The sequence below is a fragment of the Acinetobacter sp. YH12235 genome (assembly GCF_013417705.1).
Classification (GTDB): domain Bacteria; phylum Pseudomonadota; class Gammaproteobacteria; order Pseudomonadales; family Moraxellaceae; genus Acinetobacter.
In genome coordinates this window covers 69,321-84,715 of record NZ_VPDL01000015.1, presented here as the reverse complement: position 1 = coordinate 84,715, position 15,395 = coordinate 69,321, and the positions used below count along the sequence as shown (strand labels likewise).

The following is a 15,395-nucleotide window of genomic DNA, read 5'->3' as shown; positions in this document are numbered from 1 at the left end:
TGAAAGAACCAATCCGAGAAAATCAGGTTTGGTCATTAGATTTTATGCATGATCAGCTTTCCGATGGTCGCAAGTTTCGATTATTGAATGTGATTGATGATTACCGCCGCGAAGGCCTAGCCATTGAAGCAGGGTTCTCATTGCCCACAATCAGGGTTATTCGTACGTTGAATCAATTGCTGGAGTGGAGAGAAAAACCGTTAGTGATCCGATGCGATAATGGTCCCGAATTTATCAGTCACGAATTTGTGCGCTGGGCTACTGAGCACGGTATTCGTATTGAATATATTCAACCAGGTAAGCCACAGCAGAATGCGTATATTGAACGCTATAATCGGACCATACGTTATAGTTGGCTGAGCAAGCATTTATTTGATACTTTGGATGAAGTACAAGATTATGCAACAAGCTGGTTGTGGCATTACAACCATGAAAGACCACATCAAGCTAACAAAGGAAAGCCACCTCTAATGGCTGCTTAACCTCTACTTTTAACTTCGGTTATTTATGGGAGGATTACCTTACGTTCCATGCATGATCTGTCTATGTAATAAAAAATAACCGCAGAAAAAAACCTTGAAAACTTTTCTTAAAACTTTATGAAAAATAATGCTTAGGTTAAGATGAGCCATCATTTGTAAAAGCATTCTAGAAGACCTATGCAACCATTTGTTCTATATAACTCAGAGCAACGTAAAAAAGTAGAATTTGTGCCTCGTAAAGAAGGTCAGATTGATCTGTATGTCTGTGGGATGACGGTCTATGACTACTGTCATATCGGACATGCACGTACCGTGGTTGCATTTGACTATATTATCCGTTTTCTGCGCAGTCAGGGCTGGAAAGTAAAATATGTCCGTAATATCACTGACATTGACGACAAGATTATTAAACGTGCCAATGAAAATGGGGAAAGCATTTCATCACTGACCAGCCGTTTTATTGATGCCATGAATGAAGACTTTGCCAAGTTAGGCTGTCTTGCACCGGATGAAGCACCAAAAGCCACCGATTACATCAATCAAATGCAAAACATGATTGGTACGCTAGTGGAAAAAGGGACTGCATATCCGGCAAATAATGGCGATGTTTATTTCGAAGTTGAAAAATTTGCCAAATACGGCCGCCTTTCAGGCCGTAAACTGGAAGATATGCAGGCAGGCGCTTCTGAACGTGTAGACGTCGAAGTTGAGAAAAAACACCCATTTGACTTTGTACTTTGGAAACATGCCAAAGAAAATGAACCTTCTTGGGCTTCACCATGGGGCAATGGTCGTCCAGGATGGCATATTGAATGTTCTGCGATGTCAACCTGCTGCCTGGGCAATCATTTTGATATTCATGGTGGCGGTGCTGATTTAAGCTTCCCGCATCATGAAAACGAGATTGCACAATCTGAAGCAGCGACAGGTGAGCAGTATGTGAACTACTGGATGCATGCTGGCTTCATCAATGTCGATGGTGAAAAGATGTCGAAGTCTTTGGGTAACTTCTTCACTATCCGTGATGTGATTGAAAAATTCCATCCAGAAGTGGTGCGTTACTTTATCGTATCTTCACACTACCGCAGCCCGGTGAACTATTCAGATGTAGCTTTAAAAGAAGCGAAAAATACGCTGATGCGTTTCTATCATTCTTTTAAAGCTTATCAAGCGGTATATGGTGAGCAGGTTGTTGAAACTTTAGATCAAAGCTTTGTTGAGCGTTTCAATACAGCCATGCGTGATGACTTCAATACGCCAGAAGCCATTGCTGTGTTGTTTGAACTGAATAAAGAGCTGAACCGTGCAGTAAAAGACCAGAATCAGGAACAGGCTACAGTTTATTATTCTACTCTGCGCCATCTCACCAATATTCTGGGTCTGGTACAGCACAATGTCGATGAATTCTTGAAGTCTGATATTGGTCAGGAAGCTTTAGGCTTGTCTGAAGAGCAGATTGAAGATCTGATCCAGCAACGTAAAGATGCCAAAAAAGAGAAAAACTTTGCTCGTGCCGATGAAATCCGCCAGTCTTTATTAGACCAAGGAGTGGTGCTGGAAGATACCCGTCAAGGAACTGTATGGCGTCGTGCTGATTAATTCGACAGTTGAATCAATAGAGAGTTGACAGTTAGCAGAAACTCTCTATAATTCACTCCCATATTGCGGGAATAGCTCAGTTGGTAGAGCACAACCTTGCCAAGGTTGGGGTCGCGAGTTCGAGTCTCGTTTCCCGCTCCAAAATTCAAAAAACCCTGATCGAAAGATTGGGGTTTTTTATTGCCTACGCAAAATAAAAAGGACAATGAGGGCTGATTAACATAATGAAATTCTGAATATGGAAGAGCTTTCAGTCAGGGAAATTTTAAAACATTCTGTTTAAGTTTTATGAAAAGCTCTACATTTTGAAACCTGCTATTTGCATAGATATGATAAAATTGCGAAAATTATTTTTTGCTAGAATGAGTCAACTCTGTATAGAGTTAAGGTAAACCTACTTTGAACCCACCAAATATGCCAAATCAAATAGACTTCCAGAAAGTTGCACTTGAAACCTTGCGTATCGAAGAACAAGCATTACAGATTTTAGCCACGCAGATCGATGAGCGTTTTAGTCAGGCATGTGAAATTATCCTGCAGTGCAAAGGTCGTCTGGTGATTACCGGGATGGGGAAATCCGGGCATATTGGCCGTAAGATGGCGGCAACTTTTGCGTCTACGGGTACGCCTTCATTCTTCATGCACCCGGGCGAGGCAGGGCATGGGGATCTCGGTATGCTGGTACCGGGTGATGTACTGATTGCCATTTCAAACTCAGGCAAAAGCGATGAAATCATGATGCTGATGCCTCTGATCAAGCGTCTGGAAATTCCCTTAATTACCATTAGTGGGGATGCCAAAGGCCCAATGCCACAAAATGCTGATGTGGCTTTAACTCTAGGTCATCTTCAGGAAGCCTGTCCACTTGGCCTGGCACCGACTTCGAGTACAACAGCAACTTTAGCGCTGGGTGATGCACTGGCTGTCGCTCTTTTAGATGCACGAGGTTTTACTGCTGACGATTTTGCCTTGTCACATCCAGCGGGTGCCTTGGGTAAACGCTTATTGCTGCATGTAAAACACTTAATGCACACTGGTTCGGAATTGCCAAAAGTGTCACCAGATACACCAATGAATCAAGTTTTATACGAGATTTCAAATAAACGCCTAGGTTTAACCACAATTGTGGATCAAAATGACCTTCTGCTGGGTATTTTCACTGATGGTGACTTACGCCGCCTGATCGACAAACAGCAAGGTTTTGATGTCAATTTACCGATTCAGGAAGTAATGACCAAAAATCCGCTGACAATTTCTCAGGAAGCACGTGCTGTCGTTGCACTGGAAAAAATGAACGAACGTAAAATTAATCAATTTGTAGTGGTTGATGATGCCAATAAAGTCATTGGTGTAATTAGTATGCATGACCTGATTCAGGCTGGGGTAAATTAATAAATGGCATCTTATGTATTATTAGAGCAGGCACGTCATATTGAGGCACTGGTACTTGATGTAGATGGTATTTTAAGCGACGGTTTTGTCACATTGACCAACACGGGCGATGAGATCAAGTCTTTTGATATCCGTGATGGTCTGGGTATGAAACTGGTACAGCAAGCCGGAATCAAAGTGATCATTATCACTGGGCGTCAAAGCAATATCGTACAGAAACGTATGTCGGATTTAGGTGTAGATCTGGTTTATCAGGGCCGCGAAGATAAAGGGACTGCTTTGCGTGAAGCGTGTACTCAGCTCGATATCGATCCTGAAGACTGTTTATACATGGGTGATGACTGGCCTGATCTGTCTGCCTTCGCGATTGCAGGCATGAAAGTGACTGTTCCAAACGGCCATGTTGAAGTGCGTCGTCGTGCTGATCTGGTAACGCAAGCCTATGGTGGTCGTGGTGCGGTACGCGAGATTTGTGACATGTTACTGATGTCCAAAGGTAAGTACCAAGAGTTACTTGAAAAATATACTCGTGCGCCTTATTAATAAGTCATACATCCTGGATTAAGTACACCGCTTATGGACACTAGAGTTTTATATCTTACGGCTATTATCATTGCCGCAATAAGTGGTGGTTATTACTATTACAGCGGTAAAGGCAACAAGTTGCAGACTGATTCTGCACGTAGCATGACCTATTCTGCGAATAATATTAACTTAACCCAAACTGATGAAAAGGGCATGTTGTCTGTTCGTGCCCAGGTCGACCAGCTTGAACAAAACCTGCAGCTAGAGACTTCAAGTCTCAAAAATCTGCAGGCAACGACCTATAAAGACGGTCAGATTGATGCGACATTCTTTGCCAAACAGGGCAACGGTTATGATGACAATACAAAAGTTGTACTTTCTCAAGAAGTGCTGGCGACCAAGATCATGCAAAATGGAAAAATGCAGTTCCGTACCGAGGAGCTGACCGCTTTTCCGAAAACACGTGAAATTGAAACCGATAAAACTGTCATTGTTGAATCTCCACAGGCTGAATTTATCAGTCAGGGCCTAAAAGCCAATCTTAATGATGGTCAATACGAATTCTTTAATATTCGAGGAAAGTATGAACCAAATTCCTAGAGCTAAAATGATGAAAACTTTCCTTAAGCGCGCTGCGTTGTTAAGTCTGGTTGCATTGGGTTCAGCCACTGCGTTTGCATTGCCATCTGATCGTAATCAGCCGATTACCTTATTAGCTGACCGTGCGACTTTTAATGAGCGTACTGGAGTCACGACTTATTCAGGTAATGTCATTATTGAACAGGGCACCATGAAATTGCAGGCCAATTCGATTGTGGCGAATCTGAATAATAAAAAACAGATCAGCCTGATTACGGCAACAGGTAGCCCGGCTCAATTTCAGCAGAAAGTTGATCCTGCCAAAGGTTTGGCCAAAGGTCAGGCACAGAAAATTGTCTATAATGCGGAAACCGGGATTATTACCCTATCTGGAAATGCCTACTTGCAGCAAGATGGCGCTAGTATCCGTGGTAATACACTGAAATACAGCATGAATAAAGGCGATATTGAAGCAACAGGTACACCAAATAAAACCGGTTCAGCAGCAGGTCGTGTACAAATCGTGATTCCGCCTTCATCTTCGAAATCCTTTCCGGGAGCACGTGATTAATGGCACAGACGCATCAGGTTCAAACTTTAACCATTAAGCATCTGGCGAAAAATTATAGTAAACGCTGGGTAGTCAAGGACGTTTCCTTCAGTATGGAAAGTGGGCAGATTGTTGGGCTTTTAGGGCCTAATGGTGCAGGTAAAACTACCAGTTTCTATATGGTGGTGGGTCTGGTGCGTATGGACAAGGGTGAAATCCATCTGGATGATCTCGATTTGTCTGACTTGGCAATGCATGAACGTGCGCGAAAAGGGATTGGCTATTTACCTCAGGAAGCTTCTATTTTTAGAAAACTAACCATTTCTGAAAATATTATGGCGATTCTGGAAACCCGTAAGGATTTAAGCAAAGCTCAGCGTCAACAACGTTTAGCCGAATTACTAGCAGACTTTAAAATTACCCATATTAAAGATTCATTGGGTATGAGTGTTTCGGGTGGTGAACGTCGTCGTGCTGAAATTGCCCGTGCGTTGGCAGCTGACCCTAAATTCATGTTATTGGATGAACCTTTTGCCGGGGTTGACCCGATTTCAGTGGGTGATATTAAAGATATTATTACGACGCTGAAAGATCGTGGAATTGGGGTATTGATTACCGATCATAACGTTCGTGAAACTTTGGCCATCTGTGAACATGCCTATATTGTCAGCGAAGGTTCAGTCATTGCTGAAGGCACGGCACAAGAAATTCTGGCCAATGAAACGGTACGTAAAGTTTATCTGGGTGATGACTTTACTGTATAGAAAATTTTCATTATCAGAAAAACCCGCATTAAGACTTTAGTCGTCAAATGCGGGTTTTTTTTACTTAAATTAAGACGAAAAAGCTATCTTTTTGTATGATTTGATATATTGTTAGGCTAAAACACGAAACATTCATTATTATGCAATTTAGGGTGCAGCACTTAAAAAATGTTCAGGGGATAATAGATAAAAATAAGGGAATATGGATCATTCTTCTTTTGCCTTTATCTGTGCCATTCGTACATGCAGAAAATTCACAGAATTATTTTAATAATATTAAAAGTGGATTAGGAAAACTGATTGCACCAGAGCCAACGCGATCAGCGCAGACGATTGATATTAGCTCAGTTAGTCAGTACTCACTGGATACCTCAAAGGTGGCTGAACTGCCGCAGATTAGTCGGCCGTAGCAGGGACAATCTTCAATTCGACCTATAAATGCTGGTATTCCTGCAAAAATGAGTCTGATTGAGGCGGTTCATACAGCAGTTCAGCGTCGTCCGGAAATTGCCCAGAGTATTTCGTCTTTATCTGCACAGGCAGCCAATATTGATGTGGCCAAAGCAGCCTATTATCCGCAGTTATCTGGCGGTGTGGGTACCGGAGATTTGACCTCAGGTGAACGTGGACGTCAGGTGGTTTCTCTGAATGCAACCCAGATGCTATATGACTTTGGCAAGATTAGAACCAATGTGAGTGTTGAAGAAGCGAGACTGGCAGAAGATCAGGCAAGGGTACTGGTGAGTCTGGATCAGGTTGCACTGGAAGTAGCGGATGCCATCGTCAATATTAAGCGCTATCAGGAAATTACCAAGATTGCCGAACAACAGATTCAGGGCATTGCACGAATTGCAGAAATTGCCAATTTACGTGCCCGCGCCGGAATTAGCACACAGGCTGATCCGGTTCAGGCGCAGTCCAATCTGGAAGCTGCGCAATCTAACCTGATCGTGCAACAGACCCAGTTAAGACAATATCAGCAACGTCTACGAACTTTATTGGGATTTGATGCCTCTGCAATCCAATGGGAAATTCCAGATCGTATCGTGACCCAGGCTGATCTTTATCAGGATCCTGAATTTACCCAGATTCCAAGCATGATCTTGGCACATTCAGGGGGGGTAGATGTAGCTCGATTGCAAAAAGATCAGGCACGTTTAAGCCGTTATCCGACCATTAATCTGAAAAGTAGCTTAAGTCAGGCAGTCAATGGTCGAAATCCAAATAATAATGAAGATGATGGCTTTTATAATTCAATTATGATTGAAGCTAGCAGTAATTTTTATCAGGGGGGCGCTGTTCGGTCTCAGGCACGTGCTGCCAGTTATGCCGAAGAAGCTGCACGCGCACAGGTCAATACTGTCTATCTGGATGTGCTGGATCAGGTTCGTTTAATCCGGGAACAGATCGAAAATAAACAAAGACAAATGGATGTCCTGGCTCAGCGCCGTGAAACCACGGTACGAACCAAAGAGCTATATCAAGAACAATATAAATTGGGCACTCGGACTGTAGTGGATTTATTGAATGCAGAACAGGCGATTCACAGCGCAGCACAGGAAATTGAATCAGCGCGCTATGACATCTATTCGGCGATTGTGCAATACATTCAGGTGACAGGTCGTACACGGGATATTTACGCGCTTAACCGTATTTCTATTCAGGGGTTTGAAGTTCAGCCATGAGTACTACAATAAATTATCAACCGTGGCTTCAGGCAGTTTTAAATATTGCCAAGCATTATCGGATCGAACCATCTGAGGAGCGCATTCGTCTGCAACTGGACTGGAACCAGCATCATGACATTGATGAAATGCTCAAGATTGTCAGCCGTCAGATGGGATTGAATGTCCGTAAAAATAAATTTGATAGCAGTCTGCTGAATCCCTGGCGTTTGCCCTTATTGGTTGAATTTGATAGCGGAGATGTCGGTGTTATTGAACGTATCGACACACAAGGCAATGTCAGTGTACAACTGAGTGGAGATGCCGGTTTATCGCAAAGTTTTACCATCGAGCAGTTAGAGGCTGGTGCGAAGCATGTTTATATCCTGCGACCAGAGTCTTCTGTACCGGATGCGCGTGTCGACGAATATATCAAGCCCTTTGAGAAAAACTGGTTCTGGTCAATTGTATTGAAAGACTGGAAACGCTATATCGATGTGATGTTTGCCTCTTTAATCGCCAATATTCTGGCTTTGGCAACGATTGTCTTCTCGATGAACGTTTATGACCGTGTCATTCCTTCACAATCGATTCCTACTTTATGGGTGTTGGCCGGTGGTGTACTGATTGCGGCGATTTTCGAGTTTGTATTGCGGGTATCCCGTATTTATCTTTCAGACATTATTGGTAAACGGGCTGACCTGAAAATATCTGACCGGGTATTTGGGCATTCCTTAAGAATTAAAAACAGTGAGCGTTCCAAATCGACCGGAACGTTTATTTCGCAGATTCGTGAACTCGAAGGTGTGCGTGAACTGGTCACTTCAACTACCGTGACGGCTATTGCAGATCTGCCATTCTTCTTCCTGTTCCTGGGGATCTTCTGGATTATTGGCGGCAACCTGTTCTGGGTCATGCTACTGGTAGTACCACTCATGATTCTTCCAGGGATTCTGGCGCAGAAAAAACTGGCTAAGTTGGCACAGTTAGGAATGCGTGAATCTGCGATCCGTAATGCTTTATTAGTGGAAGCCGTACAAGGGATTGAAGATATCAAGCTGTTAAGAGCTGAAACCCGCTTCCAGAACCAATGGAATCACATGAATGAAGTCTCTGCTGATGTCAGCATGCAACAACGTAAAATTGTTGGCTTAATGACAGCATGGACCCAAAAAATTCAGGGACTCACCTTTGCCATTGTGGTCTTGGTCGGTGCATTTGCGGTGATGGATGGTGAGATGACCACGGGTGCTTTAGTTGCCTGTTCGATTTTATCATCACGGATGCTGGCACCTATTTCACAAATTACCGGTGTCTTGGGCCGTTTACAGCAAGCCAAAGTTGCTAAAGGCGGTCTGGATGAGTTAATGAAAAAACCGGTGGATCAGCCGGATTATTCACATCTGATTCACCGTCCTGTATTGGATGGTCATTATGAGCTGAGTGGCGTGGTATTCAAATACGGCGATGATGATCCCAAACCGAGTCTGGTCATTCCAAAACTGGAAATTAAGCCAGGTGAAAAAATTGCAATTCTGGGCCGTAACGGTGCAGGTAAATCGACGCTGTTACAACTGTTGTCGGGCATGCAAACCCCAGCACAGGGTAAGGTCAAACTGGATGGTATTGATCTGACTCTGATCGATCCTTCAGATGTACGCCGTGATATGGGCCTGCTCAATCAGAATTCACAACTCTTTTACGGCAGTATCCGTGAAAACCTGACTTTGGGTGCACCGCTCGCTACAGATCAACAGATTCTGGAAGCCTTGCAAATCACTGGTGCACTTAACTTTGTTCAGGAGAAAAAAGAAGGTCTGGATCATATCATTCTGGAAGGTGGAGTGGGCTTCTCGGGTGGACAGCGTCAAGCCTTGTTACTGGCACGGCTCCTGATCCGCCAGCCTAAAATTTTGTTGCTAGATGAACCAACCGCAGCGATTGATGACGTTTCAGAAAAGCAGTTAATTGATCATCTGAAAGGGTATCTGTCCCATCGTACACTGGTAGTGGCAACGCATCGTCGCGCCGTACTGGAGTTAGTTGACCGTATTCTCGTGGTCAATGATGGCAAAATTGTCATGGATGGTCCACGAGACCAAATATTAAATCAGTCACAGGTAGGAACTAAACGGGTCGTGGGAGCAAGCGCATGAGTGAACCACAAACATTAACGCGTTCAAACAAAGTGAGCTTTCAGGAACCGCCATTACCTAAATCTAGTCTGATTATCTGGATTGTGGGCATTGGCTTGTTAATTCTATTGACATGGGCCTGGCTATTTAAACTGGAAGAGGTCTCGACCGGTACGGGTAAAGTCATTCCATCTTCCAAAGAACAGGTGATTCAGTCTCTGGAGGGCGGCATTCTAACCAAGTTAAATGTTAAAGAAGGCGAGATTGTAGAACGTGGCCAAGTCTTGGCTCAGCTTGATCCAACCCGCTTTGAATCAAATGTCGGTGAATCAGAATCCTTACTAATCGCTTCACGTGCGACTTCCGCCCGTTTACGTGCAGAAGTGAGTGGTACGCCATTGTCTTTCCCTGAAGAAGTGCTGAAATATCCGAAACTGGTTAAAGAAGAAACCGCACTGTATCAGTCACGTCGTGCCAATCTGGAAGAATCTCTTGCCGGCTTGCAACAGGCATTGGTACTGGTACAACAGGAACTGGAAATGACCGCGCCATTGGTGGCTAAAGGGGCAGCCAGTGAAGTTGAAGTTTTACGGTTGAAGCGAGAAGCCAATGACCTGCGTAACCAGATGAATGATATTCGTAACCAGTACTATGTTAAAGCACGGGAAGAACTTTCCAAAGCCAATACTGATGTGGAAACTCAGCAACAGGTGGTACGCGGCAAGTCAGATACCTTGAACCGGACCATTTTTAAATCCCCAGTTCGTGGCGTGGTCAAAGAAATTGATGTCATGACTTTGGGTGGCGTGGTACCACAAAATGGCAAGCTGATGACCATCGTGCCTCTGGATGAAAAATTACTGGTTGAAGCTCGGATTTCACCACGTGATATTGCTTTTATCCGTCCTGATCAGGAAGCACTGGTTAAGATTACTGCCTATGATTACTCGATTTATGGCGGTCTAAAAGGCAAAGTGACTGTGATTTCGCCAGATACCTTGCGGGATGAAGTCAAACAGGATCAGTTCTACTATCGTGTGTATATCCGTACCGATAGTGACAAATTGAGAAATGCCGCCGGGCAGGAGTTTAATATCACACCAGGTATGGTGGCCTCTGTTGACATTCGTACCGGCGCAAAAACGGTAATGGACTATCTGATCAAGCCATTCAACAAGGCTAAAGAAGCATTGCGTGAACGTTAAATTTAAAAGTAATTAATAAAATTAAATTGAATCAAGCCTCTCGTTTAGAGAGGCTTTTTCTTTGCCCCATCAAAACAGGTATACTGCACAGGTGAAATTTGAATGCCTGAAGTTATGCCATTTACCATTGCCAGCCTTGTCAGTTTTGAGGAAGACATCAAAAAAAGCCGATTTCAGGCCTTTGCCACACCTGTAGAAAATGAGCAGGATGTGAAGGATTTTCTGGAGGTCTATCGTGATCCGACCACCACTCATCAATGCTGGGCCTGGAAAATCGGTCATCATGTACGCTTTAATGATGATGGTGAGCCATCGGGTACCGCCGGCCGGCCGATCCTCGCGACTATTGAAGGCAATGAGCTAACCAATGTACTGGTACTGGTGAATCGCTGGTATGGCGGTATTAAATTAGGCACCGGCGGACTGGTCCGTGCCTATGGCGGCTGTGCTGGACAATGTTTGTTATTAGCTGAAAAAATTGAGCTGATTGAAAAGAAAAAGGTCGAATTTGCTTGCCAGTTTAATGAGTGGGCGATTTTTCAGTATGAGTTGAATCAGCAGCAGATTGACTATCAGGAAGAATATTCGGCTGAAGGCGTACAGGTTCAGGCACAATTTCAGAAACATCAGATTGAACCTTTTGCTCTGAAGATTCAGGATGTTACTCGCGGACGTGAACAATTAAAAATCATAGAAGAAGCCACAGATGACTGAACCAGATCCATTACTGAAATATCGTGAGCAGCATAAACACCGCCTGAATTATATGCCTTGGCTATATTGGTCCTTAAAACCCAAGAATCGTGGTTGGGCTGAAGCTTGGCAGAAAGAATATCAGACCTATCTGATGGAGATGGAAACAGTCGAAATTGGCGAAAACTGTTTTATTTCGCCGTTGGCGCATATCTTTGCTGAGCCGGGTCGTAAAATTAGTATCGGAGATAATACCTTTATTGCGGCAGATTGTACGCTACATGGTCCTTTGGAGATAGGGAGCGAAGTTGCAATCAATCATCACTGTATTCTGGATGGTGGTCGGGTTGGGATTAAACTGCATGATCAGGTACGCATCGCAGCCTATTGTCATCTTTATGCCTTTGATCATGGGATGGAACTGGAGCAGCCGATTTATCAGCAGCCAGTCAGGTCCAAAGGGATTGAGATTGGTCGGGATGTTTGGCTAGGTGCCCACGTCGGCATAAAAGATGGGGTGAAAATTGCCGATCAGGCGATTATAGGGATGAATAGCATGGTCACGAAAGATATTGAAGCGCGTGCAATTGTCGCCGGAAATCCGGCAAAATTGATTCGATATCGGGATTAAAATAGTGAAAGAAGTTCTTGGAAAAAGGATTTATATCAGGTGCTTAATATTCGGTAAAGGTCTTATCACATCACATAAAAGTTAACATATTTCAATTCAAGCCTTACAGATTTCAGTGCATATTTACTAATGCTTGTGCTAAGTTAAAAATAACTAAGAAATTTTTATTATAAAAGAGAGGCTGAACATGAAACGTGTCATTGCCTGCATAGACTCCTCACCATGCACGAACGCACTTGCAGATGCGGCTGCATGGATTGCCAAACAGACCGGCCGTGAACTGGTTTTATTACAGGTTCTGGATTATTACCCGGCCAGTTATCATCTTGGGGAAATTAGCGGTGTGATTGGCTTTGAAAGCAATGCCATGTTGCTTAAAGAGCTGGCTGAGCTGGAGCAAAAGCAAAGTGAAATTGCGCTTAGTTATAGCAATAATCTGCTCCAGCATATTTCGGACCGTATCTTTAAAGATTATGGCATCCGCACCACCCATATTCAGGAAAAGGGTGATTTTCTGGAACAAAGTTTTCAGATTCTAAAACCTGATGATATTGCAGTCATTGGACTACTCGGTGAGCGTTCTGCCGAGAAAAATAAGCCAATCGGCACCAATGTAGAAAACTTTATCCGTGGTGCTAACTGTACAGTGATGACTGTAGGGGAACACTTCAGACCACCGACACGTTTTATCTTTGCTTATGAATATTCACCAACCTGTGTGAAGATGATGAAACGTATTGCAGAAAGTGATTTATTAAGACAATTACAATGTCATCTGCTTTATATCGGGGATCATGTGGAAATCCTGAATGAGCCTCTGCAATATTTGACAGAAGCAGGACTAGAGGTCGTTCCAGAATACCGCTACGGAGAAGTGGCTGAAAATATCCTGTCTTATCAGCAGGAACATGGGATTCAGTTAATTGTCTTGGGGGCATTCAGTCACAGCAAGATCCACCAGTTCTTCTTGGGCAGTATTGCGACAACGATTTTCCGAAATTCTAAAGTGCCATTATTGGTAGCGAAGTAGAAAGAGGGTGATAAAACCTACAGAAATGTATTTTTTGATAAATTGTTACAGCTTGAATTAAAAATAACCAGAGTTATCCTCATATATTGTGGATAACTCTGTGGTTACATTCTGTAAGATGATGTTATTTATCGAGAATACTTTATTGGCTGATTTTTGTTCTAGTTGTATTATTTGACAATTGCGAGTGCAAAACCATCATGTCCTTTACTGCCAACGGTCTGTAAAGCAGTACAAGATAAGATACGTGGATGATTTTCCAGCGCTTTAAACATGTCACGAATGCCTTCAATACTTGGTTTTTTATTATCCGGATTGATGATATCACCGGCACGAATCACATTGTCCAGGAAGATAATGGTACCGGAGTGAGAAAAGTTTAAGCTCAGCTCCAGATATTCAGGATAGCTTTGCTTATCGGCATCAATAAAAATAAAGTCGAAAGCTTCAGTATCTTCAGGCAGGGCACGAAGCACATCTGCAGCACGGCCACATTTCAGCTCAACTTTCTGTTTTAACTGTGCACGATCAATATTTTCCTGTCCCATCGCAGCATGTGTATCACGGCCTTCGATTGTCAGGATATAACCGTCTTCAGGGAGGGCACGAGCCAGCCACATGGTGCTATATGCAGCAAAGGTTCCTAGTTCCAGTACGCGCTTGCACTTATTCATCTGGATCAGCATTTGCAGCAGCATGCCCTGATTCGGCGCAACAGCCAGATGATCTGGAAAACCATGTGCAGCAGTATTTTCAAGAGTCTGATTCAGGATAGGATCTTCAGGAATTAAATGTGAATCAATGTAGCGGTCAATATCTGTCCACATTTGTTGCATAGTACTCGCACCTTTGTTGTGATGCGTGCATTTTAAACTTTTCCGGGCACAGCGCAATTTATTGTTCTATATTCGCTGATTTTTTAGGCTATACAAAGCCAAAAGCTGGCTTTGTATAGAAAATGAAATGACTTAGTAATTACACATTGATGAGCGACGACTTAAATCCGGGCCCCAAGTGCGATAACCTTGAGTATCAATATGGATTTGGCCAGAGGCATATAAACCGAGCCCCATATTCAGGCTTTGTCCATGCTGTAACCAAAACTGGCACAGTTTGAACTTGGTATTTTCAATTGCTGCATAATCCTGAGCCTGTGGGTACTCAGGTCCGATCCGAAAATCAATTGCCGAGTTAAACAGGTGACGTGAAGAATTGGCTCCACCGGCACACTGATTTAAAGGCAGGTCACGATAAACCGAAGTGACTTCAAAATCAGTCAGTACATTGGCAGCAACCAGATATTTGAAGACACGTAAAGTAGGCACCTGATTTGACCAGAGCTCACGGCTTGGAATCATATATTGCGATCGACCACATTTAGCCCAATCCCGTGCAGTACGCATCAGCTCAAAACTTGGAATAATATTTCCGACCCCTTGCTGGGCCAAAAAGTTTTCATATTCACGTACAAGAGACAGGTTATTTAGTGCCGATACCCAGTGAGTATAGACATAAGGAACCGGTTTAGGCTGTGGTTTATGGTTGTACTGGACTCGTTCTTCTGGGATGTAAATCCTTTTATCTGGAGTTACTTTACCAGACTGTTTTGTGGTGGTAGCACATCCTACAAAGACAAGCGGGATTATACAAACACTCAATAACCCCTTTATTAAATGCTTCATTGATAGCAATTCAGATATTTTAAAATAGCGCTATTTTAGTCCACTTTTACGGAGAAAATCAGGATAAATTGCAATGAAATGTGTGGATGGGGTATAAAAAAAGACCAGTCTATGCTGGTCTTTTTTTAAGATTTGAAAAATTATTTTTCAAGATATTGTAATTTATCAGTTTTACCATTCCACTCTTCACGGTCAGCAGGTTGCTCACCAATTTGTGTGATGTTCGGCCATTTTTGAGACAGTTCAGCATTTAGCTCGATAAAGACTTCTTGGCCTTCCGGTAATTCATCTTCAGAGAAAATTGCATTCGCAGGACATTCAGGCTCACATAACGCGCAGTCGATACACTCGTCCGGGTTAATCACAAGGAAGTTAGGACCTTCATAGAAACAGTCTACTGGGCAAACTTCAACACAGTCTTGATATTTACATTTAATACAATTTTCAGTGACAACGAAGGTCAT

General features: G+C 43.2%; 15 protein-coding genes, 1 tRNA gene and 1 pseudogene. 14 read left to right on the top strand and 3 right to left on the bottom strand.

What is annotated here, in order from left to right:
- From FTV13_RS09605 to FTV13_RS09540, 14 genes and pseudogenes are all read left to right on the top strand, one after another.
- The coding region (locus FTV13_RS09605) for an IS3 family transposase (RefSeq protein WP_180011854.1) at positions 1–482 on the top strand (482 nt) is incomplete at its 5' end.
- A 177-nt stretch (positions 483–659) separates the two neighbouring features.
- The gene (gene cysS / locus FTV13_RS09600; protein ID WP_179992291.1) at positions 660–2,081 is read left to right on the top strand and encodes a cysteine--tRNA ligase; all 1,422 of its coding nucleotides are present in this window, start codon (positions 660–662) and stop codon (positions 2,079–2,081) included.
- 65 nt (positions 2,082–2,146) lie between these two features.
- Positions 2,147–2,222 (top strand) — tRNA-Gly (locus FTV13_RS09595).
- A 273-nt stretch (positions 2,223–2,495) separates the two neighbouring features.
- Positions 2,496–3,473 (top strand): KpsF/GutQ family sugar-phosphate isomerase, encoded by a 978-nt coding sequence (locus FTV13_RS09590; RefSeq protein WP_004786235.1) that lies wholly within the window; start codon positions 2,496–2,498, stop codon positions 3,471–3,473.
- Between the two features lie 3 nt (positions 3,474–3,476).
- Positions 3,477–4,016 (top strand): HAD family hydrolase, encoded by a 540-nt coding sequence (locus tag FTV13_RS09585; protein ID WP_180011851.1) that lies wholly within the window; start codon positions 3,477–3,479, stop codon positions 4,014–4,016.
- A gap of 33 nt (positions 4,017–4,049) precedes the next feature.
- On the top strand, positions 4,050–4,598 hold the full coding sequence (lptC, locus tag FTV13_RS09580) for an LPS export ABC transporter periplasmic protein LptC (RefSeq protein WP_034705852.1): 549 nt from the start codon (positions 4,050–4,052) through the stop codon (positions 4,596–4,598).
- The gene (gene lptA, locus FTV13_RS09575) at positions 4,582–5,148 is read left to right on the top strand and encodes a lipopolysaccharide transport periplasmic protein LptA (protein ID WP_159122791.1); all 567 of its coding nucleotides are present in this window, start codon (positions 4,582–4,584) and stop codon (positions 5,146–5,148) included. The genes lptC and lptA overlap by 17 nt, the downstream gene beginning before the upstream one ends.
- Positions 5,148–5,891: an LPS export ABC transporter ATP-binding protein gene (lptB, locus tag FTV13_RS09570; RefSeq protein ID WP_004786227.1), complete on the top strand. Its 744-nt coding sequence runs from the start codon at positions 5,148–5,150 to the stop codon at positions 5,889–5,891. The genes lptA and lptB overlap by 1 nt, the downstream gene beginning before the upstream one ends.
- A gap of 140 nt (positions 5,892–6,031) precedes the next feature.
- Positions 6,032–7,576: pseudogene (locus FTV13_RS09565) on the top strand (TolC family outer membrane protein).
- Positions 7,573–9,711: a type I secretion system permease/ATPase gene (locus FTV13_RS09560; RefSeq protein ID WP_180011849.1), complete on the top strand. Its 2,139-nt coding sequence runs from the start codon at positions 7,573–7,575 to the stop codon at positions 9,709–9,711. Before FTV13_RS09565 ends, FTV13_RS09560 begins: the two are co-directional and overlap by 4 nt.
- The gene (locus tag FTV13_RS09555) at positions 9,708–10,895 is read left to right on the top strand and encodes an HlyD family efflux transporter periplasmic adaptor subunit (RefSeq protein WP_004786223.1); all 1,188 of its coding nucleotides are present in this window, start codon (positions 9,708–9,710) and stop codon (positions 10,893–10,895) included. The genes FTV13_RS09560 and FTV13_RS09555 overlap by 4 nt, the downstream gene beginning before the upstream one ends.
- Before the next feature lie 114 nt (positions 10,896–11,009).
- A complete protein-coding gene (locus tag FTV13_RS09550; RefSeq protein ID WP_159122803.1) occupies positions 11,010–11,609 on the top strand; it encodes a YigZ family protein in 600 nt (199 codons plus the stop codon).
- Positions 11,602–12,219: a DapH/DapD/GlmU-related protein gene (locus FTV13_RS09545; RefSeq protein ID WP_004786220.1), complete on the top strand. Its 618-nt coding sequence runs from the start codon at positions 11,602–11,604 to the stop codon at positions 12,217–12,219. Before FTV13_RS09550 ends, FTV13_RS09545 begins: the two co-directional genes overlap by 8 nt.
- A 187-nt stretch (positions 12,220–12,406) precedes the next feature.
- Positions 12,407–13,249 (top strand): universal stress protein, encoded by an 843-nt coding sequence (locus FTV13_RS09540; RefSeq protein WP_034703837.1) that lies wholly within the window; start codon positions 12,407–12,409, stop codon positions 13,247–13,249.
- A 170-nt stretch (positions 13,250–13,419) separates the two neighbouring features.
- Here the strand turns inward: FTV13_RS09540 and FTV13_RS09535 are convergent, their stop codons facing one another.
- The 3 genes from FTV13_RS09535 to fdxA all read right to left on the bottom strand — a co-directional run bounded on the left by FTV13_RS09535 (position 13,420) and on the right by fdxA (position 15,395).
- Positions 13,420–14,085 carry an O-methyltransferase gene (locus FTV13_RS09535; protein ID WP_179992294.1) on the bottom strand — a complete coding sequence of 222 codons (666 nt, stop codon included), beginning with the start codon at positions 14,083–14,085 and terminating at the stop codon, positions 13,420–13,422.
- A 132-nt stretch (positions 14,086–14,217) separates the two neighbouring features.
- A complete protein-coding gene (locus FTV13_RS09530) occupies positions 14,218–14,931 on the bottom strand; it encodes a D-Ala-D-Ala carboxypeptidase family metallohydrolase (RefSeq protein WP_004786214.1) in 714 nt (237 codons plus the stop codon).
- A gap of 140 nt (positions 14,932–15,071) precedes the next feature.
- The gene (fdxA, locus tag FTV13_RS09525) at positions 15,072–15,395 is read right to left on the bottom strand and encodes a ferredoxin FdxA (protein ID WP_004786212.1); all 324 of its coding nucleotides are present in this window, start codon (positions 15,393–15,395) and stop codon (positions 15,072–15,074) included.